At 48.4% G+C, this 21,169-nt stretch carries 22 protein-coding genes; 21 read left to right on the top strand and 1 reads right to left on the bottom strand.

All coding sequences use genetic code 11. The features are described 5' to 3' along the window. Positions 1-8: 8 nt before the first annotated feature. Positions 9-659, top strand: a complete 651-nt coding sequence (ppaX, locus tag OWN49_RS07075; RefSeq protein ID WP_070082441.1) for a pyrophosphatase PpaX — start codon at positions 9-11, stop codon at positions 657-659. 3 nt (positions 660-662) lie between these two features. Further along, positions 663-1,181 (top strand): acyltransferase, encoded by a 519-nt coding sequence (locus OWN49_RS07070; protein ID WP_007407438.1) that lies wholly within the window; start codon positions 663-665, stop codon positions 1,179-1,181. A 17-nt stretch (positions 1,182-1,198) separates the two neighbouring features. Here the strand turns inward: OWN49_RS07070 and OWN49_RS07065 are convergent, their stop codons facing one another. After that, on the bottom strand, positions 1,199-1,924 hold the full coding sequence (locus tag OWN49_RS07065; RefSeq protein ID WP_176283553.1) for a C39 family peptidase: 726 nt from the start codon (positions 1,922-1,924) through the stop codon (positions 1,199-1,201). Between the two features lie 241 nt (positions 1,925-2,165). Here OWN49_RS07065 and OWN49_RS07060 point away from each other — a divergent pair, with 241 nt between their 5' ends. From OWN49_RS07060 to whiA, 19 genes are all read left to right on the top strand, one after another. Next, positions 2,166-3,338, top strand: a complete 1,173-nt coding sequence (locus tag OWN49_RS07060; RefSeq protein ID WP_172615007.1) for an ATP phosphoribosyltransferase regulatory subunit — start codon at positions 2,166-2,168, stop codon at positions 3,336-3,338. Continuing rightward, on the top strand, positions 3,331-3,972 hold the full coding sequence (hisG, locus tag OWN49_RS07055; RefSeq protein ID WP_015387648.1) for an ATP phosphoribosyltransferase: 642 nt from the start codon (positions 3,331-3,333) through the stop codon (positions 3,970-3,972). The genes OWN49_RS07060 and hisG overlap by 8 nt, the downstream gene beginning before the upstream one ends. Then, on the top strand, positions 3,969-5,282 hold the full coding sequence (hisD, locus tag OWN49_RS07050) for a histidinol dehydrogenase (RefSeq protein ID WP_176283552.1): 1,314 nt from the start codon (positions 3,969-3,971) through the stop codon (positions 5,280-5,282). Before hisG ends, hisD begins: the two co-directional genes overlap by 4 nt. Then, positions 5,248-5,832, top strand: coding sequence for an imidazoleglycerol-phosphate dehydratase HisB (gene hisB, locus OWN49_RS07045; protein WP_007614023.1), 585 nt, complete (start codon positions 5,248-5,250; stop codon positions 5,830-5,832). Before hisD ends, hisB begins: the two co-directional genes overlap by 35 nt. Next, on the top strand, positions 5,833-6,471 hold the full coding sequence (gene hisH / locus OWN49_RS07040; RefSeq protein WP_172615005.1) for an imidazole glycerol phosphate synthase subunit HisH: 639 nt from the start codon (positions 5,833-5,835) through the stop codon (positions 6,469-6,471). After that, positions 6,468-7,205: a 1-(5-phosphoribosyl)-5-[(5-phosphoribosylamino)methylideneamino]imidazole-4-carboxamide isomerase gene (gene hisA / locus OWN49_RS07035; protein WP_172615004.1), complete on the top strand. Its 738-nt coding sequence runs from the start codon at positions 6,468-6,470 to the stop codon at positions 7,203-7,205. The genes hisH and hisA overlap by 4 nt, the downstream gene beginning before the upstream one ends. Beyond that, positions 7,202-7,960, top strand: coding sequence for an imidazole glycerol phosphate synthase subunit HisF (gene hisF / locus OWN49_RS07030; RefSeq protein WP_077722906.1), 759 nt, complete (start codon positions 7,202-7,204; stop codon positions 7,958-7,960). The genes hisA and hisF overlap by 4 nt, the downstream gene beginning before the upstream one ends. Beyond that, on the top strand, positions 7,957-8,577 hold the full coding sequence (gene hisIE, locus OWN49_RS07025) for a bifunctional phosphoribosyl-AMP cyclohydrolase/phosphoribosyl-ATP diphosphatase HisIE (RefSeq protein WP_077722905.1): 621 nt from the start codon (positions 7,957-7,959) through the stop codon (positions 8,575-8,577). Before hisF ends, hisIE begins: the two co-directional genes overlap by 4 nt. 210 nt (positions 8,578-8,787) lie before the next feature. After that, positions 8,788-10,557: an ABC transporter ATP-binding protein gene (locus OWN49_RS07020; protein WP_070082434.1), complete on the top strand. Its 1,770-nt coding sequence runs from the start codon at positions 8,788-8,790 to the stop codon at positions 10,555-10,557. Between the two features lie 88 nt (positions 10,558-10,645). Beyond that, positions 10,646-11,263: a hypothetical protein gene (locus OWN49_RS07015; protein WP_176283551.1), complete on the top strand. Its 618-nt coding sequence runs from the start codon at positions 10,646-10,648 to the stop codon at positions 11,261-11,263. A gap of 36 nt (positions 11,264-11,299) precedes the next feature. Next, on the top strand, positions 11,300-11,977 hold the full coding sequence (locus OWN49_RS07010) for a response regulator transcription factor (RefSeq protein WP_176283550.1): 678 nt from the start codon (positions 11,300-11,302) through the stop codon (positions 11,975-11,977). Further along, on the top strand, positions 11,974-13,035 hold the full coding sequence (locus OWN49_RS07005; RefSeq protein ID WP_176283549.1) for a sensor histidine kinase: 1,062 nt from the start codon (positions 11,974-11,976) through the stop codon (positions 13,033-13,035). Before OWN49_RS07010 ends, OWN49_RS07005 begins: the two co-directional genes overlap by 4 nt. 115 nt (positions 13,036-13,150) lie before the next feature. After that, positions 13,151-14,605 carry a tetratricopeptide repeat protein gene (locus OWN49_RS07000; protein ID WP_077722904.1) on the top strand — a complete coding sequence of 485 codons (1,455 nt, stop codon included), beginning with the start codon at positions 13,151-13,153 and terminating at the stop codon, positions 14,603-14,605. 397 nt (positions 14,606-15,002) lie between these two features. Next, complete coding sequence (locus OWN49_RS06995) at positions 15,003-16,415, top strand: C40 family peptidase (RefSeq protein ID WP_077722903.1); 1,413 nt, start codon at positions 15,003-15,005, stop codon at positions 16,413-16,415. 206 nt (positions 16,416-16,621) lie between these two features. Further along, the gene (gene trxB, locus OWN49_RS06990) at positions 16,622-17,572 is read left to right on the top strand and encodes a thioredoxin-disulfide reductase (RefSeq protein ID WP_007407423.1); all 951 of its coding nucleotides are present in this window, start codon (positions 16,622-16,624) and stop codon (positions 17,570-17,572) included. Between the two features lie 273 nt (positions 17,573-17,845). After that, positions 17,846-18,313 (top strand): 8-oxo-dGTP diphosphatase, encoded by a 468-nt coding sequence (locus OWN49_RS06985; RefSeq protein ID WP_003151491.1) that lies wholly within the window; start codon positions 17,846-17,848, stop codon positions 18,311-18,313. Between the two features lie 25 nt (positions 18,314-18,338). Then, positions 18,339-19,226, top strand: coding sequence for an RNase adapter RapZ (rapZ, locus tag OWN49_RS06980; RefSeq protein WP_176283548.1), 888 nt, complete (start codon positions 18,339-18,341; stop codon positions 19,224-19,226). After that, positions 19,223-20,176 carry a gluconeogenesis factor YvcK family protein gene (locus OWN49_RS06975; RefSeq protein ID WP_007407422.1) on the top strand — a complete coding sequence of 318 codons (954 nt, stop codon included), beginning with the start codon at positions 19,223-19,225 and terminating at the stop codon, positions 20,174-20,176. The genes rapZ and OWN49_RS06975 overlap by 4 nt, the downstream gene beginning before the upstream one ends. A gap of 26 nt (positions 20,177-20,202) precedes the next feature. Next, the gene (gene whiA, locus OWN49_RS06970; RefSeq protein WP_017418846.1) at positions 20,203-21,153 is read left to right on the top strand and encodes a DNA-binding protein WhiA; all 951 of its coding nucleotides are present in this window, start codon (positions 20,203-20,205) and stop codon (positions 21,151-21,153) included. Positions 21,154-21,169 lie beyond the last annotated feature (16 nt).

The raw sequence follows: 21,169 nt of genomic DNA, 5'->3' as shown, positions 1-21,169 counted from the left end.
GACATAAGATGACTGATAAACGTGTAACCGCCATTTTATTCGATCTCGACGGCACGCTGATTGACACGAATGAACTGATTATCGCTTCTTACCTTCATACGCTTGATCATTATTGCCCGGGGCAGTTCAAAAGGGAAGATGTGCTCCCGTTTATCGGCCCGCCTCTGTACGAAACGTTTTCAGGCATTAATGCCGAAAAGTGCGATGACATGATCAGCATGTACAGAGCATTCAACCATGAAAAGCACGATGAGCTCGTCACGGAGTACGAAACGGTTTATGAAACGCTTGATGAATTGAAAAAAGCGGGCTATCAGCTCGGTATTGTCACCACAAAGCTGAGGGATACAGTCAATATGGGATTGAAGCTGACAGGCATCGGGGCGTTTTTCGATACTGTCGTCACGCTTGATGATGTAAAGCACCCGAAGCCTGACCCCGAGCCTGTGCGGCTTGCGCTCAGCCGGGTTGGGTGCGATCCGTCGGAAGCCATAATGGTCGGTGACAATTATCACGATGTCATGGCGGGAAAAAACGCCGGCACGAAAACAGCCGGCGTCGCGTGGACGATTAAAGGCGCACAGGCGCTTTCCGCCTATGAACCCGATTATATGCTCGAGAAAATGAGTGATTTATTGCACATCACCGGAGTGAAGTAACACGTGAGAAAAACAGACCGCCATCCGGTTTCAGGTGCAAATTCATTGTGGCATGTTTATCAGACGGTTCCCTTTCTGAAGGTGATGAAAAATTTCATCATCATTCAGATCGCAAGGTATACGCCGTTTTTAAGCGTGAAAAACTGGCTGTACCGAACCTTTTTGAAAATGAATGTCGGAAAACAGACGTCATTCGCGCTGATGGTGATGCCGGATATCATGTTTCCCGAAAAAATCACTGTCGGAAAAAACAGCATTATCGGCTATAATACGACGATTTTGGCTCATGAATATTTAATACATGAGTACCGGACCGGTTTTGTCACAATCGGTGACGAGGTGATGATCGGAGCAAACACAACCATTCTGCCCGGCGTCACCATCGGGAGCGGAGCCGTTGTATCAGCCGGCACGCTGGTGCACAAAGATGTCCCCGCCGGGGCGTTTGTCGGAGGAAATCCGATGCAGGTGATCTATACGGACGAAGAAATGAAAAAACGAATGGAAAACCCCGCAGATTAACGTCAGCGGGGTTTTTTTTATGACTTGATCACAATGGCCTGGCTGCCCATCTGCTTCCAGGCTTTTTCAAAGTCAGACCGGTCTGTTTTTCTGTTTTTATAGCCGTAAGGATCATTAACGTATACATAATCGTGATCATAACCGGTTACGGCTACGCTATGCATGCTGAACGTAATGTCGACCTTTCCGTTCGGCGTATCCCAAGTCTGCATATGATCAACCGGCTTAAAGGATGTGGTGGTAATCACCCAGACCGGCCGCCCTTTTTCAAGCTGGCGGTACACTGAAGAAATGTCTTTTCCCGTAAGATCGTATACTTTGTTTCCCGCATATTCTTTGGCAAGTTTATCAATCGGCTCATGATAAACGCCTAAACCCGGGCCGTTTTCCATATCTCCGGCAAATCCTTCATTCGGATCTCCCTTCAGCCCGCTGCTGTATGTGAGCGGAACTTTATTGATTTTATCCGCCAATGTATTTTTTGACACATGATATCCGGCATTGTTCAAAATCATGGCAAGGCTGGTCACCTCACAGCCATTGTACAGTCTGGGAGAATCCATCTGCCTGTACAGAACGACATTCAGCGGTGACGCGCTCCCTTTTAACGGTGTTTTCTCATCAGGCTCGTCGGACTGCTGATTGAAAAAATTTAAATGAATATCGTTTGTATAGATGTTATATCCCAGATAGACAAGGATGGCTGTCAGAATCAGCACACATAATGTTCCAAGCGTCTTCATTATCAATTATTCTCCCTTGTTTCTGATGAAGCTGTTCTATGTATTATAGCACTTCTGCTCAATATGATTCGATTGTTCCGATATGTTTACAGGTTTGTTCATTCTTTAGCCATGTTTATGGAAAAGAATAGGCGGACATTGGGCGTTGCAATCTATTCTTTTATCTGCTAACATATTATCATATTAGCGAACTAAAGGATTCGGAATTTTCCTTCAGACAAAGCGGAGGTGTAAAAGGCAAATGTTTATGTTTGAGAAACCGCATGGCATGAGAGATACGCTGCCCGGTTTATACGAAGCAAAGAAAAAAGTCCGTTCCACACTGACGGATTTAATTGATAAATGGGGTTATCAGTTTATGGAGACGCCGACCCTTGAATTTTATGAAACAGTAGGCGTCCAGTCAGCCATTGAAGAACAGCAGCTGTTTAAGCTTCTCGATCAGGACGGAAAAACGCTTGTGCTTCGGCCTGACATGACCGGACCGATTGCCAGGGTGGCGGCATCTAAGCTGCACAAACACAATCATCCGCTCAGAGCGGGGTACGCGGCAAGCGTCTATCGCGCTCAGGAGCGGGAAGGCGGACGTCCGGCCGAATTCGAACAGGTCGGCGCGGAGCTGATCGGCGACGGATCAACAAGCGCGGACGCCGAGGTGATTGCGCTGGCGGCCGGCGCTTTGAAAAACGCGGGATTGTACCGGTTTAAAATCGCGATCGGCCATGCCGGACTCGCTGATGAGCTGTTTGTCGAGGTTTTGGGCAATGCCGAGCGGGCGGATGTTCTGCGGCGCTTTCTCTTTGAAAAGAATTACGTGGGATACAGGGAACATGTCAAATCGCTTCCGCTTTCTTCAATAGACAAAAGCCGGCTGCTCGCACTTTTGGAATTGCGAGGCGGGAAAGAGATTTGCGCGAAGGCGGAGGAGATCATCGGAATCTCCGGACAAAGCTTAATTCAGGAGCTGGAAGACCTGTGGGACATTCTTGAGGATTACGGGTGTGCCGAGCATATTCGCCTTGATCTGAATATGGTAAGCCATATGAGTTATTACACGGGAATTTTATTCGAAGTGTACGCGGCAAATGTCGGTTTCGTCATCGGAAGCGGAGGACGCTATAACAATCTCCTCGGCCATTTCGGCAATCCCGCTCCCGCCACGGGCTTCGGGCTCCGTATCGACAGGCTGATTGAAGCGCTCGGCATTCAGGAAGAAACAAGTGAAGCGGACGCCGTGATTTTCAGCAAGGAGCAGCGGGCCCAGGCCATTTTATTCGCGGAGGAAGAAAGGGCGCGAGGCAGAAAAGTCGTCCTGCAGGATCTGGCGGGCATTGAAAATATCGATCATATGACAAAATCATTCGCAAACGTCACATACTTTATCGGTGCCAGAAAGGAAGAGCGGAATGGGTAAGGTACTCACAATGGCAATGCCAAAAGGACGGATATTCGAAGAAGCGGCCGGGTTGCTGCGGCAGGCCGGATACAGGCTGCCCGAAGAGTTTGAAGAATCGAGAAAACTGATCATTGACGTTCCTGAAGAAAATCTCCGCTTTATTCTGGCAAAGCCGATGGATGTTACGACTTATGTCGAGCATGGCGTCGCTGATGCCGGTATTGCCGGGAAGGATGTCATGCTTGAGGAAGAGCGTGACGTGTATGAGGTGCTCGATCTGAAAATCAGCAAATGCCATCTCGCCGTTGCGGGGCTTCCCGGAGCGGATTGGAACGGAGTCGCCCCGAGGATTGCGACGAAATATCCGAATGTTGCGTCGAGTTATTTCAGAGAGCAGGGCGAACAGGTGGAAATCATTAAGCTGAACGGTTCCATTGAATTGGCGCCTTTAATCGGGCTTGCTGACAGAATCGTAGATATCGTATCAACCGGGCGGACATTAAAGGAAAACGGTCTCGTTGAATCAGAACATATTTGTGACATCACATCGCGTTTTATCGTCAATCCGGTCAGCTACCGCATGAAGGATGATGTAATCGACGAAATGGCGGCCAGGCTGGCCAGGGTTGTGGAAGGAGAAACGGCAAAATGAAAATAACCGCAGTAAAAAGAAGCGAGCGGTTTTCACTGAAGCGTTCCATCGACAGCGGAACCGAAGAGCAGCGGAAAACCGTCAGGGGGATTATTGAAGACGTCAGACAAAACGGTGACAAAGCCGTTTTGGCCTATACAAAAACATTTGACGGCATCAGCCTGAACCGAATGGCCGTGAGCGCAGAGGAAATCACCGAGGCATACCGTCTGCTTGATGATCAGCTGCTGGAAGTGATCAGGCAGGCGATTGCCAATATTAAAGAATATCACGAGCGCCAGCTGCAATCCTCTTGGTTTTACCATCGCAAAGACGGTTCGATGCTCGGACAGAAAATAACGGCGCTCGATTCCGCGGGCGTATACGTGCCGGGCGGGACGGCCGCTTATCCGTCTTCCGTTTTAATGAATGTCATCCCCGCTCTCGCTGCGGGAGTGGAACGGATCGTTCTCGTCAGTCCTCCGGGAAAAGACGGCCGCCTTTCGCCAGGCGTTCTGGCGGCGGCCTCTGAGCTCGGCATAAAGGAAATTTACAAGGCGGGAGGCGCGCAGGCGGTTGCCGCGCTCGCTTACGGAACGGAAACGATACAGCCTGTTGATAAGATCACGGGCCCCGGAAATATATTTGTAGCGCTCGCGAAGCGCGAAGTCTTCGGCGTTGTGGATATTGACATGATCGCCGGGCCAAGTGAAATCGTGGTCCTGGCAGACGATACGGCGGTGCCCGAAGAAGTCGCCGCTGACCTGCTTTCACAGGCCGAACACGATATGCTCAGCTCAAGCGTGCTTGTCACCGATTCACAGAAGCTTGCCGAAGCGGTATCAGATGAGGTGAATAAACAGCTTCAGACCCTGCCGCGCAAAGAAATCGCCGAAGCGTCGATCAGGGATCACGGCCGCATTTATATCGCGGAATCGATGGAAGATGCGGTGGACACGGTGAATGCGCTGGCGCCCGAGCATTTAGAAATCATGACGCATTCGCCGGAGGCTTTGCTTGGAAGCATCAGACACGCGGGGGCGATTTTCTTAGGACGATACAGCGCTGAACCGGTCGGCGATTATTTTGCCGGACCGAATCACGTTTTGCCGACAAACGGAACGGCGCGGTTTTCAAGCCCGCTGAATGTAACAGACTTTCAAAAGAAATCGAGCATCATCTCTTACAGCCGGAAGGCATTTGAAACACACGCGGACAGCATTGCCGCCTTTGCGAGACTGGAAGGGCTTGAAGCGCACGCAAGATCGATTGAAGCGAGAAACGGAGGAATGACCGATGAGAAAAGCGGAACGCGCCAGAACAACAAATGAGACGGATATTAAGCTGGCTTTCGAAATAGACGGAGAAGGAAAAGCCGACATCAGCACGGATGTGCCGTTTATGACTCATATGCTTGATTTGTTCACAAAACACGGGCAATTCAATTTAACGGTTGACGCAAAAGGCGATACGGAGATAGATGATCACCATACGACTGAAGATATCGGCATCTGTTTAGGGCAGGCTTTTTTGGAGGCGCTCGGTGATAAAAAAGGGATCAAACGGTACGGATCAGCGCTTGTGCCGATGGACGAAGCGCTCGCCCAAGTCGCCGTAGACCTGAGCAACCGGCCGCACCTTGAGATGCGCGCTGCATTTCCGCAAGCGAAAGTCGGAACGTTTGATACCGAGCTGGTACATGAATTCCTATGGAAACTGGCGCTCGAAGCGAGAATGAATCTGCACGTCATCGTTCATTACGGCACGAATACCCATCATATGATAGAAGCCGTGTTTAAGGCGCTTGGCAGAGCGCTTGATGAAGCGTCATCCATTGATCCGCGCGTCAAGGGTGTGCCGTCTACGAAAGGAATGCTGTAAATGATCGGTGTAATTGATTACGGTATGGGCAATTTATTCAGCGTGTCGAAAGCGCTGGAACGCATCGGCGTCCCGTATGTCGTATCAGACCGGCCGGAAGAGCTTGAAAAAGCGGATGCTTTTATTCTTCCAGGTGTCGGATCATTCAGTGACGCCATGGACAATTTACGCAGCACGAAGCTTGATCAATTCATACACCGTATGGTTGACGAGGGTAAGCTGCTCCTCGGCATCTGCCTCGGCATGCAGCTCATTTTCGAAGAGAGCACCGAAAACGGCTCTGCAAAAGGACTTGGTTTATTAGCCGGAAAAGCTGTGAGACTCAAAGACAGAGATGCCGAAGGAAACAAGCTGAAGGTGCCGCATATGGGCTGGAACCGGCTGACGTTTCACCAAACGTCTCCTTTGCTTTCGGAAGCGGAAGAAGGATTCGTTTACTTTGTCCATTCCTATTATATAGACGGGCTGGAAGACGGCGATCTTCTGGCAAGCGCTGAGTACGGCGTTCGTGTTCCGGCAGTCGTCGGGAAACGCAATGTCTTCGGTGCACAGTTTCATCCGGAAAAAAGCGGTACGGCCGGAATGGCGATCTTAACGCAATTTACAAAAATGGCAGCGGAACAGAAGGTGAAGAAATGAACGCTTTTACATTATATCCGGCAATCGATATGAGAAACGGCAAATGCGTCCGCCTCATCCAAGGCGATTACGGCAAGGAAACGATATACGGTGACTCTCCTTTAGACATGGCAGCGCAATTTGCACAAGAAGGCGCCGAATGGATTCATCTCGTGGATCTTGACGGCGCGAAAGCAGGCAGGAAAGTAAACGACAGGCATGTTCTTGACATTGCGCGGCAGCTTGATATCAAAGTCGAGATCGGCGGCGGGATCCGTTCTGAAGCGGATGTGTACGGTTATTTATCACAAGGCGTTGATCGCGTCATTCTCGGCAGCTCGGCCGTTTCCGATCCGGCATTTGTGAAGAGCATGCTGAAACAATACGGCGGCAAAATCGCGATCGGCCTTGATGCAAGGAACGGATATGTCTCGACGGAAGGCTGGCTGGAAACATCCTCGGTAAGGGCGGCCGATCTGGGCCGTGAATTGGCGGCCGAAGGAGCGGAAACCTTCATTTTCACGGATATTGCAACTGACGGCATGCTGTCAGGCCCGAACATCGAAAGCACCGTTCAGCTCGCAAAAGCAACGGGAAAAGACGTCATCGCTTCAGGCGGAGTCAGCTCAGTCGCCGATCTCAAAGCACTGGCCCGCTTCAAAGACGCCGGCGTATCGGGAGCGATTATCGGAAAAGCGCTGTATACAAAACAATTTTCATTGGCTGAAGCGCTCAGAAGGGTGAGGGACGCATGATCACGAAACGAATCATTCCGTGTCTCGATGTGAAAGAAGGACGCGTCGTCAAGGGCATTCAATTTCTCGGGCTGAAAGATGCGGGCGATCCTGTCGAGCTGGCCGAAGCCTACGACAGGGAGGGCGCTGACGAACTTGTTTTTCTCGACATTTCCGCCTCTCACGAAGGCCGCAAGACGATGACAGACGTCGTAGAACAAGTTGCGGCAAAACTGGCGATTCCGTTTACGGTCGGCGGCGGAATCAATCAATTAAGCGATATGAAACGAATGCTTCGCGCCGGCGCTGATAAAGTATCCGTTAATACAGCGGCCGTTCTCCGACCCGAGCTGATTACGGAAGGAGCTGAGTTTTTCGGCTCGCAATGCATCGTAGCGGCGATTGACGCAAAGTATGACGAAGATTCGGATTGCTATAAAGTGTACACACACGGCGGCAGAAAGAAAACCGAGCGGGAAGTCACGGCCTGGGCAAAAGAAGCTGTCAGCCGGGGAGCGGGTGAAATCCTGCTGACAAGCATGGACGCAGACGGTGAGAAAACAGGCTTTAATCATACGCTCACACAGCTTGTCTCACGTGCCGTCCCGGTGCCCGTCATTGCGTCAGGGGGAGCCGGCAGCGCGCGCCATATGCTTGAAGCCTTCACAGTCGGTGAAGCGGACGCCGCGCTTGCAGCTTCTATTTTCCATTACAAAGAGACATCTATAAAAGAAGTGAAAGATTATATGAAGAAACACGGGGTGAATGTGAGATGAAACAGGCAGATGAACTGCGGTTTGACGAGGCCGGACTGATACCCGCCATCGTACAGGATGCGGCAAGCAAAGAAGTGCTGACACTGGCTTATATGAACCGAGAATCCTACGAAAAAACGATAGAAACGAAAGAAACCTGGTTTTACAGCCGTTCACGCAGAGAGCTGTGGCATAAAGGAGCGACATCGGGGAATACCCAAAAGGTGAAAGCCATCCGTTATGATTGCGATCAAGATGCCCTCGTCGTGCTTGCGGAGCCCTCAGGACCCGCATGCCATAAGGGAAGCTACAGCTGCTTTTCCACGGAAAAAGCAGACACGCAGGATCGTTTCGGCATCTTGAATGAACTGGAAAGCGTAATCGCCAAACGGCAGGCGGAGATGCCTGACGGAGCCTACACAACGTACCTGTTTCGGGAAGGCGTCGATAAAATTCTCAAAAAAGTCGGAGAGGAAGCTGCAGAGGTTATTATCGCCGCGAAAAACCGCGACCATGAAGAATTAAAATGGGAAGCGGCAGATTTGCTGTATCATTTGCTCGTTCTTCTGCGTGAGCAGTCGCTTCCTCTGGATGACGTGCTTGACGTCCTTGCGAAACGCCATTCAGCATCTGAGTAAAACAAACCTCACGGAGAGTCCGTGAGGTTTTTATTCTGTCAAACTTAAACATTCAATAAAATATTCCTTATTTCCGCAACCGGAGGCAGATGAATTTGATAATATTGACTAATAGAGTTTATTTTGGTTTTTATCAAAAATATACGTTTTGTTCATATTCCGTTCATGCACATCCGTTATAGTATAAACAGTGATATAGGAGGAAAACATATGCCGAATAAACAACCAAAACCTAAAGGGAAATTCAGCTCATTCTTTTCATTAGTCAAAAAAACAAAACCATCATACGGTATGCTGGCCTTCGCGCTGTCTCTCAGTATTGTGACAACGCTCGTCAGCCTGCTGATTCCGCTATTGACAAAGCAGCTCGTTGACGGCTTTTCCATGTCGTCGCTGTCAGGCGTGCAAATCGGAATCATCGCAGCCGTGTTTATCGTACAGGCCGCATTAAGCGCCTACGCCACCTACGCCCTGAACTACAGCGGCCAGAAAATCATCTCGGGACTGCGTGATTTGTTGTGGCAGAAATTAATTAAACTGCCCGTCTCTTATTTTGACAAAAACGCCACAGGAGAAACGATCAGCCGTATCACCAATGACACAATGGTGGTAAAAGAGCTGATCACAAACAATATCAGCGGATTTATTACCGGAATCATTTCCGTTATCGGGTCACTGACGATCTTATTTTTCATGAACTGGAAGCTCACATTGCTCGTGCTGATCGTCGTGCCGCTGGCTGCGGTGATTTTAGTGCCGATCGGCCGGAAAATGTTTAAAATTTCTCGGGAAACACAGGATGAAACGGCGAGATTCACCGGATTATTAAACCACATCCTCCCGGAAATCAGGCTTGTAAAAGCGTCAAACGCTGAAGAAGCGGAATACGGACGCGGAAAAGCAGGCATCATGGCGCTCTTTAAACTCGGGCTGCGTGAAGCGAAGGTGCAGTCGCTCGTAGGCCCGCTTATTACACTTGTATTAATGGCGGCGCTGGTCGCTGTCATCGGGTACGGCGGGATGCAGGTGTCATCCGGTGAATTGACAGCCGGCGCACTCGTTGCCTTTATCCTGTATTTGTTTCAGATCATTATGCCGATGGGCCAGATCACTTCATTTTTCACACAGCTTCAAAAATCCGTCGGCGCAACGGAACGGATGATTCATATTCTTGCAGAAAAAGAAGAAGATATCCAAACCGGAAAAGCCATTGAAAACGCGGATCAGCCGATTAAGCTCGAACAAGTCTCATTCGGCTACAAAACAGATCAAACCATCCTAAAAGACATTACGGCTACGATTGAGGCCGGCAAAGTCACCGCGATCGTCGGACCGAGCGGCGGCGGAAAAACAACGTTATTTAAGCTGCTTGAACGATTCTACAATCCGACTGCGGGCAGCATCCTGCTCGGAAATGAACCGATTGATGCGTATTCCCTTGAGTCATGGCGGGAGCATATCGGCTACGTGTCGCAAGAAAGCCCGTTAATGTCAGGCACCATCCGCGACAATATCTGCTACGGATTAAAACGCGAGGTGACTGATGAGGAACTGAGGCAAGCTGCTGACATGGCCTACGCCCTGCAATTTATTGAAGACTTACCGAAGAAATTTGAAACAGAGGTCGGTGAGCGGGGAATTATGCTGTCAGGCGGACAGCGCCAGCGCATCGCCATTGCCAGAGCGCTCCTTCGCAACCCGAGCATTCTGATGCTTGATGAAGCGACATCAAGTCTGGACAGCCAATCTGAAAAATGGGTGCAGCAGGCGCTGGAAGTTCTAATGGAAGGCCGCACCACGATTGTGATCGCCCATCGTTTATCCACGGTTGTGGATGCAGATCAGCTTCTCTTTGTCGAACAGGGTGAAATCACCGGACGGGGCACACACCATGAATTAATGGCATCCCATTCGCTGTACCGCGATTTTGCGGAGCAGCAGCTGAAGCTGAATGCCGACTTAGAAAACAAAGCTGTGTAAAGCAAGACTTTATGAATAGAAAGCAGCTGAAAAAGCTGCTTTTTATTTTGCAGCCGGAATCCTATTCATTGGAAGCGGGGGTTGAATTATGAAAAAACGCACAAAGATTTTTTATTGTCACGCGGCCTTACTGCTCGTATTCATGACTGCCGGGTGTACGGACGGTAACGATGAAGAGCCGAGCCATTCTTCAAGTCCGGCCGGAGAAAGCAGCGGCATCAACAAGGCTGAAACAGCATCAGCGGCAGAAAAAAAAGAACCCGTAATCAAAGATTCACATCACATCTCTGCGGACAAAAGCCAACCGAACAACATGTCGGCAGATTATTCTCCTCTGCAAATTGAATATGCCCGCATCTGGCTGCAGCTTGGGGAAAATCAGCAGATAGATGAATTGAACGTTCGCCGCATTCCGGCCGGAGCACTCGTCAATCCTGACGATCATACGAGCGCCCGCTATCCGGAAGATGTTACGCAGTTAGCAGGCTCCCGGTTAGTCGATGGGTCAGTCACTTACAGCAGCAATGGTGACGGCACCATTCAGGTATACAATGTTCCTTTGCGCTGGGAGTCTCGTGAAGATATTGATCAAGGCGTAATGAAAGAAGTGACGGAGGAAATGATCCGCCATACAAAAAAAGTGTCTGTCGATACAGGAGACAATGAAAAAATAAGACGGTTAATAGACATCATGTCGATTCATTAAAAGAAGACAGGCAAAAAAGCAGAAGGAGGGATTTTCATGGCTGTCATATTGGTTGCGGATGACGACCGCCATATCCGTGAGCTTGTCCGCCTCATGATGGAGCAGAGCGGCTTTGACGTCGCAGAAGCGGAAGACGGGGAAGCGGCGGTGAAGCTGATCGAATCAGCACCTATTGATCTCATCATACTGGATGTGATGATGCCGAAAATGGACGGGTTTGAAGTCAGTGAAGCCGTCCGCAGCTTTACGGACATTCCGATTTTGATGCTGACGGCAAAAGGCGAAACGCTGGACAAAGTGCAAGGTTTTACTTCCGGAGCGGATGATTATCTCGTCAAACCGTTTGAGCCGCTTGAGCTGGAAGCAAGGGTCAAAGCATTGCTGAAACGGTACCGGATCACCGCTGAAAAACTGCTGACCATCGGAAATGTCACATTAGATAAGCAGTCCCGCACCGTAACGCGCGGCGGCGGAGCGGGATTGACGCTGCCCCGGCGTGAATTTGAGCTTTTATTTAAGCTCGCCGGTTATCCGAATAAGACGTTTTCAAGAGAACAATTAATAGAAGATATTTGGGGCTTTGATTATGAAGGTGACGAGCGGACGGTTGATGTGCATGTTAAAAGGCTGAGGGAACGGTTTCCGGAAAAGGACTATCCGTTTGCCATCCATACGGTGCGGGGGCTCGGGTATCGGTTTGTGGTGACAGAATGAAACGGATCTTCAGAACGGCTGGAAAAATCATCATCCTTCTCACCGTCACCGCATTCTTATGGCTGGCGGCTCACCTGATCGTTCAGGGATTCGGTCTCATATGGCCGATTTTGCTTGTGCCGTACGCCGAGCAGATTCTGACGCTTTGGCTTGTTTTCGGCCTGCTGTTTGTAACGATGTTTATTTTTTCAAAGTCAGCACGTGAAAGACATCATGCGATCTGGGATTCGCTGACCGCCACGATCAAGCAAATGTCGAGCGGCAACTTCACAGCGGCCGCTTCCCGGAAAATGGAGAAGATTGAACGGGACCACCCCGTGACGAAATTGGCTGATGAACTGTCGACACTCGCCGCGGAACTGAGTGAAATGGAAAAGCTGAAACAAGAATTTATTTCGAACGTTTCCCATGAAATCCAAACTCCGCTTACTTCATTAAAGGGCTACGCGCATCTTCTGAAAAAACCGGATTTATCATATGAGGAGCGGGGGCGCTACTTACACATCATCGAGACAGAAACAGAACGATTATCAAAAATCAGTGAAAATCTGCTGAAGCTCACTGCGCTTGAACGCCAAACCGAACCGATACAAAAAAAACCGTTCCGCATTGACAAACAGCTGCGGCGCACCATATTGACCTGTGAGCCTGAATGGTCTGCCAAACAGATTGAGTTTCTCATTGATTTACAGGAGTCGTATGTGTACGGAGATGAAGCGCTGCTCAGCCAAGTATGGATGAATCTGATTCACAATGCCGTAAAATTTACCGGTGAAGGCGGCCGCATTTCCGTTAAAATTGTTGATCTGCCGGGAGCGGCGGCTGTCGAAATCGCCGACGACGGAATCGGAATGGAGCCTGAACAGGCGGAGCGTGTATTTGAACGGTTTTATAAAGCGGACAAGGCGAGAAACGCAGGGGGAAGCGGGCTCGGCCTGTCCATCGCACAAAAAATCGCAGAGCTGCACGGCGGTTCGATAGAGGTTGAGAGCAAGCGCGGCGAAGGAACCCTTTTCCGCGTCATTCTTCCAGCCGAGCCTCGTGAAAAAAACAGCTAAAATCTGGTCGAACCAGCCAGTAAAAAACGAAGCCGATCCTGTCTTTTGAACTATTGAGGCGAAACCGTTTTATGGTATACTACTGACGGTAATACGTATAAAACGGAGGATATTTGTGGGAAAACACACTTCTGAACAGAAAAAGCACGCGCAAATTGTCCAGCTGCTTCAGGATGGACAATATTTTTTTCATAAAGGCTTAAAAGCATATAAAGAGCGGAATTTAAAACGGGCCAGCAAACTGATTCAGCGGGCCGTCCACCTCGAGCCGAATGATTCCGAAATGCTGTCACGGCTGGCCGTGATTTATTCTGAAATGGGCCACTACCAGCAGTCAAATGAGCTGTTCGACTTTATTTTGGTGAACCTGAAAGAAGAAATGCCCGAGTGTCATTATTTTAAAGCGAATAATTTCGCGCATTTGGGGCTCTTTCAGGAAGCATACAAAGAAGCGGCGGCTTATTCAGATGCCGATCCGGACGGGGAATTCAGCGAAGAGATTGAAAATCTGATGGAGCTTTTGGATTTCGGCGAAGCGGGTGAAAACGAATCGCTCTATGACCAGGATGAGCTGCTGATCAGGCAGGACCGGGCAAAAATGCTTCTTGAGAGCGGCCAGCTTCATGAAGCGGTTGTCATGCTTGAAGAGATTACGGCCGATTACCCCGAGCTTTGGTCTGCATACAACAACCTGGCGCTCGCTTACTTTTACTCAGGCAATGTTACAACAGCGAAACAGACGGTATTCGAAGTGCTTGAGAAAAATGAAGGCAATCTCCATGCCCTGTGCAACCTCCTTGTATTCTGCTATTACGAGAGGGAAGATGAAAAAGTCGGAGAATTGAGCGGAAAACTCGCCAACGTGTATCCGATTTTATTCGAACAGCGCTATAAGCTGGGGGCGACGCTTGCGCTTGTCGGCAGACATGATCTCGGTTATAAATGGCTCCGTTCTCTTTACAAAAGCGGGTTCGAAGGCGACGAAACGTTTTATTACTGGCTTGCCGCCTCAGCCTACGGGACAGGCCGCACAGAATTTGCGGAAACCATTTGGAAAAAGGCCGAAGCCGAATTTCCCGAATCAGACCGGCCCGCGCCTTGGGCGGAGCGGCAGGAACCGCTTCCTGCTTCACTTGAACAGCGGCTTGCCGCCTATTATATCAGCAGCGCTGAAGGAGAGCGGAACCAGCTTGAAAAAGTTCTGACGGTAAAACGCGCCGTTTCACCGTTTGAACAAGATTTCGTCAGACTGCTGCTTTCCGGTGAAAAAGGCGCTTCAGGCGTCTCTGGTGACGCGCTGTTCACGTATCGGACGGTCAAGCTTCTGGAGAAAGCGGAAGCCGACAGTTTAAAAACTGACGTCATGAGCTGCTGGGTTTTTCACGTCATTCAGCATATCCGCGCCGCCGCTGCCGTACAGAATGAGCGGGCATGGGCCGCAGCCATCGCATACGTATGGAAAGAAGCAAACGGCGAAAAAACGACGAAAAAAGAAACGGCCGCCGTTTACGGTATAACCCCGGCAACCCTTTCGAAATACATCAGACAAATAGATGATATATTAGAATAAAACCGATTCTTTCTATATAAAGAGTCGGTTCTTTTTTTTATCATAAAGGGGCAAAACAGAACTTTACCGCCGAAAAAAGAGGTATTCATACGTATTTTTTTGCTTTTTGAATCGAAATCAGGCCGTAATCACCGTTTATTTTGCAAAATATGAGATTTGCAATCACATTGAAATATAACTGTAATAAAAATTGTCGAAACATGATGGTATAATGAGTCTCGTACATAAGAGATTAGTTTATTTTACATGTGCTGTATAATCTATACCAATTAACCAGATTCAAAGAATCGTACATAAAAATCATCAGCCTCACGGGTATGTGAGGGAGCGTAACTTTGATGTTCATAATAGAATTCCAAATGAGAACAGGTTTAAAGTAAAAGGGAGGAAAGAAAAAGTGAAAAAGAGTTTATTAACACTTGGTTTGGCTTCCGTCATCGGGACAAGCAGTTTTTTGATCCCGTTTACAAAAACTGCATCGGCGGAAACATTAGACAGCAAAAAAGCGAAAATTGAAAGCAAGCAATCTGAGGTGGCTTCAAGCCTTGAAGCAAAAGAAAGAGAATTGTCTAAGCTTCAGGACAAGCAGGCTAAGATTGAAAAAGAACTGAAAGACATTAACGCTAAAGCGTTGGATACAAGCAATAAAATCGAAGATAAAAAAGCTGAAAACGAAAAAACGAAAAAGCAGATCGCTGATTTGAAAAAAGAAATCAAAGAAACAGAAGCGCGTATTGAAAAACGCAATGAAATCCTGAAAAAACGCGTTCGTTCTTTACAGGAAAACGGCGGTTCTCAAGGATACATAGATGTACTTTTAGGAGCGACAAGCTTCGGAGACTTCATTTCCCGTGCGACTGCAGTATCTTCTATCGTTGATGCGGATAAAGACCTGATCAAACAGCAGGAGCAGGATAAAGCGAAACTCGAAGACGCAGAGGCTGAACTTAACGTGAAGCTGAAAAAAGTTCAAGATGATCTTGCGAAACTCGAGTCTATGCAAAAAGACCTGAACAAACAGCTTGATCAGAAAGACAAGCTTTTCGACGAAGCGAAAAACGGTCAGAAAAAAGCGGCTTCCGCTATCTCTGATCTGAAAAAAGAAGCGTCACAGCTTGCAAACCAAAAAGCTGACACTGAAAAAGAACAGAAGCGCATTAAAGCTGAGCAGGCTGCAGCGGCTGCCCTGATCAAAAAACAGGAAGAAGCGCAAAAAGCTTCTGAAGACCAAAACCAAAAAGATGACAGCCAGCCGGCACCGGCGGTTAAAACTGTGAAAAAAGCGGCTGTTTCAACATCATCTGATTCATCTGACAGCTCAAGCAAACCGAAGAGCACTTCAGGCGGATCATCTCATAACAGCGGCGGTTCAGATGATTCTGACGGCGGATCTGTTATTTCAAATTCTGGCGGTATTGAAGGCGCGATCAGCGTAGGATCAAGCCTTGTGGGTAAATCTCCGTACAAATTCGGCGGCGGACGCACTCAATCTGATATTGACAACCGTATTTTTGACTGCTCTTCATTCGTACGCTGGGCTTATGCTAACGCAGGCGTTAACCTCGGACCTGTCAGCGGAACAAGCACAGATACTTTAATTAACAGAGGGAAAGCTGTCAGTGCGTCTGATATGAAACGCGGAGACTTAGTGTTCTTCAACACGTATAAAACAAACGGCCACGTCGGCATCTACTTAGGCAACGGAACGTTCCTGAACGATAATACATCGCATGGTGTATCTATCGATTCTATGAGCAACCCTTATTGGAAAAAATATTTCAACGGTAATGTAAGACGTGTCGTTCAATAATGAATAAGACAAGGGCCTTCTATCCCGGAAGGCTCTTTCTTTATTTGTATACCCGCTCAGGAGCTGCCTAATCACGGTTTCTTAGAAAAATGAGCAAAAAAATAGCGAATTGCCCTCAGATTTAATAGGATATGGGTAAGGAATACGATTGATGGGGATTCTTAGTCATATAGGGCGCGCCCCATTTCGAAAAGGAGTGAATCATGGTGTCAGAAGAAAAAATTTATGATGTGATCATTATCGGCGCGGGTCCGGCGGGGATGACCGCTGCCGTTTACACATCACGAGCGAACTTATCCACATTAATGATCGAAAGAGGAATTCCGGGCGGCCAGATGGCCAACACGGAGGATGTTGAAAACTATCCGGGTTTTGAAAGCATTCTCGGCCCTGAACTTTCTAATAAAATGTTTGAACATGCGAAAAAATTCGGTGCGGAATATGCGTACGGCGATATTAAAGAAATCGTTGACGGTAAAGAATATAAAACGGTCAAAGCCGGTTCAAAAGAATATAAAGCGCGCGCCATCGTCATTTCTGCCGGAGCGGAATACAAAAAGATCGGCGTTCCCGGCGAAAAAGAACTGGGCGGCCGCGGCGTATCATACTGCGCGGTTTGTGACGGCGCGTTCTTTAAAAATAAAGAGCTTGTCGTTGTCGGCGGCGGAGACTCCGCCGTTGAAGAAGGCGTCTATCTGACACGCTTCGCTTCAAAAGTCACCATCGTTCACAGACGTGACAAATTGCGTGCGCAAAGCATTCTTCAGGCGCGTGCCTTTGACAATGAGAAAATTGACTTCAAATGGAACAAAACCGTAAAAGAAATCCATGAGGAAAACGGAAAAGTCGGCAGGCTTACTCTTGTGGATACCGTGACGGGAGAAGAGGAAGAATTCAAAGCTGACGGCGTCTTTATTTATATCGGTATGCTTCCGCTTTCTAAACCGTTCGAGAACTTGGGCATCACAAATGAAGAAGGCTACATTGAAACAAACGCTCAAATGGAGACAAAAGTTCCAGGCATTTTCGCCGCGGGAGACATCCGTGAAAAAACGCTCCGCCAGATCGTAACGGCGACAGGCGACGGAAGTATTGCGGCTCAAAGCGTTCAGCATTATGTGGAAGAGCTTGAGGAAACGCTCAAAACCGTTAAATAATCACTGTAATGTTCAGTTTTTGAATCGTTACTGTGTTTTAATTACGCTGTAACACGGGTGAAATACTGATGTTTTAAGATGAATGTAGTAATTGACCCCCTTTTTAATGAATACACTTTGGCACGGATTCCAGTATCCGTGCCCTTTTTTTGCGATTTTTTGTTTTCTGTCAAATAAAAGAAAAGGATGTCGGTGTCTCTGCATTGTGAGAGACATGCCGAAACGGTATAATGAAGAGACGATGATTTGTTGAGAAGGTTAGGTGACGTACTTGTGCAAAGAGTGACAAATTGTGTGCTACAGACAGATGATCAGGTTCTCCTTCTCCAAAAGCCGAGACGGGGCTGGTGGGTCGCGCCCGGCGGGAAGATGGAAAGCGGCGAATCCGTCAGAGATTCCGTCATCAGAGAGTACAGAGAAGAGACGGGCATTTATATACTAAATCCGCAGTTAAAAGGCGTGTTTACCTTTATTATTAAGGAACAGGAACAAATCGTGTCAGAGTGGATGATGTTTACTTTCGTCGCCGACTCCTACACGGGGCGGAATGTCGCTGAATCAGAGGAAGGCGTTCTGAAGTGGCATGACGTAAAAGATATCCACAGCCTTCCGATGGCCCCCGGAGACGGGCATATCCTTGATTTTATGATCAAGGGCCAAGGGCTTTTGCACGGCACCTTTACGTATACGCCGGACTTCGAGCTGCTCAGCTATCGTTTAGATCCGCAGCTTATCAAATAAAAGAAAGACCGCAGGGGGGAGAAAGATGAGTATGAATGAAAACCATGATATTCAGCTCGTCATCATTACGGGAATGTCTGGAGCGGGGAAAACCGTCGCCATTCAAAGCTTTGAGGATCTCGGCTATTTTTGCGTCGACAATCTGCCGCCTTCCTTGCTGCCGAAATTTTTGGAGCTGATGAAAGAATCAAGTTCAAAAATGAGCAAGGTCGCGCTTGTCATGGATCTGCGGGGACGTGAATTTTTTGACAGGCTGATTGAGGCGCTGGATGAAATGGCGGAAAATCCGTGGATTACACCGCGCATTCTCTTTTTAGACGCTAAGGATTCCATCCTTGTGACGAGATACAAAGAAACGAGGCGTTCTCACCCGCTGGCAGCTACCGGGCTTCCTCTTGAAGGAATCGCGCTGGAACGCCAGCTGCTTGAAGAATTGAAAGGGCGCTCTCAGCTGATCTATGACACATCGGGTATGAAACCGCGTGATCTGCGTGAAAAAATCGTGGCGCATTTCGCCACGAACCAAGGTGAAACATTTACAGTGAACGTGATGTCATTCGGTTTCAAATACGGGCTTCCGATAGATGCCGACCTCGTGTTTGATGTAAGGTTTCTGCCGAATCCGTTCTACATTGAAAGCATGAGGCCGCTTACGGGGAAGGATGAGGAAGTGTCATCCTATGTGATGAAGTGGAACGAAACACAAAAGTTTATTGAAAAGCTTGTTGATCTGCTCGGCTTTATGCTTCCGTCTTATAAGCGGGAAGGTAAAAGCCAGCTTGTCATCGCGATCGGCTGTACGGGCGGCCAGCACCGCTCCGTCGCGCTCGCTGAGTATTTGGCTGACTATTTTAAAAAAGATTTCTATACTCATGTCACTCACCGGGACATTGAAAAGAGAAGCCGGAAATGAATAAGAAGCCGAAAATCGCAATCTTCGGCGGCGGAACGGGTCTGTCCGTGCTGCTTCGGGGGTTAAAGCATAAGCCCGTTGATATTACGGCGATTGTGACAGTTGCTGATGACGGCGGAAGTTCAGGCCGTCTGCGGGATGAACTTCAAATTCCGCCGCCGGGTGACATCCGTAACGTACTGGCCGCTTTGTCAGATGTTGAGCCGCTCGTTGAAAATCTGTTTCAGCACCGTTTCAACAAAGGAAGCGACTTAACCGGACATTCGCTCGGCAATTTGATTTTGGCAGCGATGACAAATATAACCGGTGATTTCTTTCACGCTGTCACCGAAATGAGCAAGGTGCTGAATGTCCGCGGCAGAGTGCTGCCTGCTGCCAACACCAGTGTCGTTCTTCACGCTGAAATGGAGGACGGGCAGGTCGTCTCCGGAGAATCGACAATCCCTTCTTACGGCCAGCGGATTAAACGGGTGTTTCTTACGCCTGAAAAAATTGATCCGCTGCCGGAAACGATTGACGTCATCCGTCAGGCCGATTTAATCATTATCGGTCCGGGAAGCCTGTACACAAGCATTCTTCCGAATCTGCTCGTGCCGAAAATCGGAGAGGAAGTCGTCAAGGCCGCGGCCAAAAAAGTATATATATGCAACGTCATGACACAGCCCGGCGAGACGCTTCAATACAGCGCGGCCGACCATGTCAAGGCGCTGAACGATCATATGGAGCAGCCGTTTATCGACACGATCTTAATCAACAATGAGGAGATCCCTGACGAAATCAAAAGCAAATATGCGAAAGAGCTGGCCCGGCCCGTCGACTTCAATGTTGAAAAGTTGAAATCTATGGGGCTTGAGGTCATCAGGGATCAGATTATCACGTATAAAAATGGCGTAATCCGTCACGATACACATAAAGTGGCTTCTCTTCTTGTCGATTTATTAAGGGACTAGAGGCCTTTTGAAATGAGGTGGCTAATATGTCATTTGCATCGGAAACAAAAAAAGAACTGACGAATCTGGAAGTGAAGGACTGCTGCGCCAAGGCGGAGCTGTCCGCGCTGATTCGGATGAACGGTTCCCTGTCATTTTCAAACCGCCATCTCGTGCTTGACGTTCAAACCGAAAATGCGGCGATTGCCCGCCGCATTTATACATTGCTGAAGAAACAATATGATGTATCGGTCGAACTGTTAGTCAGAAAAAAAATGCGGCTGAAAAAAAACAATGTTTATATTGTGCGCTTTTCTGAAAATGCAAAGCTGATTTTAGAGGAATTGAAAATCCTCGGGGAGAACTTTATATTTGAACGGAATATTTCTGAGGAACTGGTGGCGAAACGGTGCTGCAAACGTTCTTATATGAGAGGGGCGTTTTTGGCGGGGGGATCTGTGAATAATCCCGAAACCTCGTCGTACCACTTGGAAATCTTCTCGCTTTATAAGGAACATAACGATTCATTATGCGCGCTGCTGAATGAATTTCATCTGAACAGTAAAACGCTTGAACGGAAAAAAGGCTATATTACGTATTTAAAAGAGGCGGAAAAAATCACTGAATTTCTGAATGTCATCGGCGCTCACAATTCACTGCTGCGCTTTGAAGATGTGCGGATTGTCAGAGATATGAGAAACTCAGTGAACCGCCTCGTCAATTGTGAAACAGCAAACTTAAACAAAACCATCGGGGCTTCTCTCAGACAGGTGGAAAATATTAAATACATTGATGAACGGATCGGTCTTGAAGCGCTGCCGGAAAAGCTTCGCGAAATTGCGCAGCTGCGGATTGATTATCAGGAGGTCACGCTGAAAGAACTGGGGGAAATGGTTGCAAGCGGGAAAATCAGCAAATCCGGCATCAATCACAGGCTGAGAAAGCTCGATGAAATCGCAGAACAGCTGCGTACAGGACAAAGCATCACTTTGAAATAACCGTACAGAAAAGGGG

Origin of the sequence: Bacillus sp. NEAU-242-2, from assembly GCF_027853835.1 — a bacterium.
Taxonomy (GTDB): Bacteria; Bacillota; Bacilli; order Bacillales; family Bacillaceae; genus Bacillus; species Bacillus velezensis.
Note: the sequence above shows the minus strand (reverse complement) of the source record. Positions and strands in the feature narration are given on the sequence as shown.